At 40.2% G+C, this 3371-nt stretch carries 3 protein-coding genes; all 3 read right to left on the bottom strand.

The window, feature by feature from the left end; all coding sequences use genetic code 11:
- Window positions 1–492 (bottom strand): CheB methylesterase domain-containing protein (locus tag LUQ50_RS05850; RefSeq protein ID WP_300037584.1); only part of this gene is annotated, 492 nt, incomplete at its 3' end.
- 23 nt (window positions 493–515) lie between these two features.
- Complete coding sequence (locus LUQ50_RS05845) at window positions 516–899, bottom strand: response regulator (RefSeq protein WP_300037581.1); 384 nt, start codon at window positions 897–899, stop codon at window positions 516–518.
- A gap of 16 nt (window positions 900–915) precedes the next feature.
- Window positions 916–3371 (bottom strand): PAS domain S-box protein (locus LUQ50_RS05840; protein WP_300037578.1); only part of this gene is annotated, 2456 nt, incomplete at its 5' end.

The raw sequence follows: 3371 nt of genomic DNA, 5'->3' as shown, positions 1-3371 counted from the left end.
TTCTGTTTTTAAGGCTGCTTCAGGCATACTCCTGATAGTACAACTGGATGGATCCTGAACTGCCGTAATTCCACCGATATTTTTAATATGAGCAAGACCTTCTGCCCCATCATTTCCCATTCCTGACAGAATAATACCAAGGATTTGATGTCTGATATCCTTTTTTAACGCCAGCATGGTAACATCAACAGAAGGACGAACAAAGTTTACTTTTTCTTCACTACTTAACCGGATCTTTTCATAGTTCTCCAGAATCAGATGCTGATCACCAGGGGCGATAAATACCGTTCCGGCAACAATCTGTTGCTGCTCTTCTGCAATGAAAACTGAATTTTGAGTGAGTTGAGAAAGACGTTTTGCGAGTCTTGTTGCAGTAGATACCGGCATATGTTGTATGAGGATAATAGTTGCAGATAAACGCGGAAGATCCTCAAAGATATCAAATAATATTCTCGGTCCACCAGTAGATGAGCCGATGATTATAAATTTCATATATTCCAGATGGTAAGTTCAGGTTAGATGAGTTCAAGATACTCATCAACGGTCCGGATGAGATCCTGAGGTTCAAATGGTTTTGTGATGTAATCAATCACATACTCTTTTAGATATTCCATCTTGGTATCGGGGATATCTTTTGCAGTGAACATCGAGATGATGAGATCATCAGCATACCCCCGATCTACAATCTCCCTGATGGTATCCCATCCATCCATACCCGGCATCATGATATCCATTAGTACAACCCCTCGAAATCCCTTATCCAGAATTTCAAGACATTCCTGCCCGCTTTTTGCAATTAGTATCGGTACGGTATGTCGTTTGAAAATGGATCGCACGGTAAAGAGAATATCCTCATCATCATCTACAACCAGTATACCCTTCTCAACTCTTTCACTCATACAACCTCACCATTACTTATTCGCATATTTTCCATATGGGAAGTAAAATAATAAAGATGGTACCTTCACCGGGTCCGGGACTCTCTGCTCTGATACTTCCCCCATGATTCTCCACAATCTTTCTGCAGATCGCCAGCCCAAGACCGGTTGATGATTTATCATGCCTTGACCGATCAGACTTGTAAAACACATCAAAAATTTTTCCTTTCTCATCTGCGCGCAATCCGACTCCATTATCCCGAATCCGGATTTCTATCATCGTTCCTACCGGATTAGCTGAAATGATAATTTTTCCGTCTTTCCTCTGGATATACTTTATTCCATTGGAGATCAGATTTTCGATCAGTTCATGGAACAGGATCTTATCAGCACTCATCACCAGATCGGAAGGCACTTCATTGAAAATGGTGATCCCTGCAGCTTTAAGATCCCCGGCATGTGCAGATATAATAAGATCAACGGTAGTGTGAATGGGAACAGGCTCAAGATCCGGTTTGAGATCAAAGGAACTCATTTTTGCCAATTTTAAGGATTTGTCAGCGATTTCCTGGATAAAACAGGCATTTTTTTGAATAATTTCTAATGCTTCATGGCTCAGAACATCCTGTTCTTGTTCAATCAAATCGGGAATGAGCCCCAGTATCGGAGTCAGAGGAGTTCTGAGATCATGACCGAGTTGCATGATGAACTCATCCTTCTGAATCAGGAGTTTCATGACCTGAGCGGTACGTTCGTTCACCATCCGGTCCAGATCGCGATTAATCACAAACAACTGATCCCGGAGTACCTCAAGTTCATGGGTTTTCAGTTCAAGTTCACTCGTATATTTCTCAATTTTTTGTTCAGCTTCTCTTCTCCTGGTAATATCAGTAATCACCGCTATTGAACCGATGATGTTCCCGTCAGAATCTACCGAAGGTGACGCTGAAACTTCTGCATAAACCCGTTTGCCATATTTCGTAAGAAATGTCAGATAATAACGCTCAGAAATACCTTTTTTGCGGTTTGAAACCCTTTCCCAATAATAATCCTGTTCTTCAGGAGTAACAAACGAAGAAAATGGCTTTCCTTTCATCTCTTCAGATGTATATCTTAGTATCTCCTCCATTCGTGAATTGGTAAAGCGGGTTATCTCATTGAGGTCTGTTGTCCATAGACCTTCATTCATCTGCTCTACAAGGAATTGGTATCGTCTTTCACCCTCAATAAATCGTGTTTCTGCAATTTTTCTTTCGGTGATATCAGTCAGAACGGTGATAAAAGTTGGAAGACCGTCATATGAGACAATGGAAGCCCGGACAACCACCCGCCGAAGTGAATGGTTGATAGTTCTCACAGAGATTTCATAATCAGGAACCTCAAGACCCTGCATACGTTCCTGCATATGTTTTATGGTAACCGCTTGATCTGCAGGGGACACGTAAGCCAGAAGATTTGTACCGATCAGGTCCTTTTGATCATACCCAAGAACCTGAGCTATAGCATCATTGGTGAGAAGAACAACTCCATTCTGATGCACAATAACGTAATCAGGTAGATTGGAGATTAGGGATCGGTACTTCTCCTCACTCTCCTGTAAAGCAATTTCAGCCTCCTTCTTTTTGGTAATATTTCTTCCGACAGACTGAAGTTCAATGATCTCCTGATGCGAATCCAGGATAACAGAATTGCTCCATTGTACCCATATGGAGGTTCCATCCTTTTTTGTGATCTTATGTTCAAAGGTAACCGGAGTCTGATCTTTTAGGATCTGGGTAAAAATCTGTTGGATCGATCGTAAAAGATCTCCTGATACCAGATCATACAAAGATGTTCCGATTATTTGTGATTTCTCGAATGCAAATGTTGAACAGAATGAATCATTGAGATACAGAATTTTTGCGGTTTTATCGGTTCTGATAATTAAATCCTTTTGAATGTCGATAAACGACCGATACTTCTCTTCACTTTCAATGAGTTGAGTCTCTTTTTCTTTGAGCGAATCGATGTGAGATTTAAGAGAAGAGACCAGAATCGTAATGCTCTGCCCGAGTTTAATAAAATCCTGACTACCGGTTTGATGAATCTGATGATCGAGATCGCCTTTGGCGATCTGATCAATATCATCGATAATTTTCCGGATCGGTCTAGTCAGATGACTGATAAGGAAATATACCATGAGAATTGCAAGAAGTATTAAAATAAATCCAGTAATGAGATGATAATAAAAATTGGATCTTAATTTTTCCTGATATGAAGATGGATTATAGGTTATATGAGCAACCATATCCATCATCGAATCCGATACGGTCTCATGCCTCCCTATCGGAATATATATAAATCGATCAGTTATGATCCCGTAAGAATTTTCTACCTCAACAGTTCGATGAGTGATATAACTCTCATTGATATATTTTTTGATGGTTGAATCTGATTCAAATAATGATTCATTTCGATCAGATACCGATCGGAGCATCGAATCATAGAGCGTTA

Source organism: Methanospirillum sp., assembly GCF_028679455.1.
Lineage (GTDB): Archaea > Halobacteriota > Methanomicrobia > Methanomicrobiales > Methanospirillaceae > Methanospirillum.
This window is presented reverse-complemented; position numbering and strand designations above follow the sequence as displayed.

Coding starts and splice junctions, on each gene's coding strand:
- LUQ50_RS05845 (WP_300037581.1), bottom strand. CDS start 899: ATGAGTGAAAGAGTTGAGAAGGGTATACTGGTTGTAGATGATGATGAG.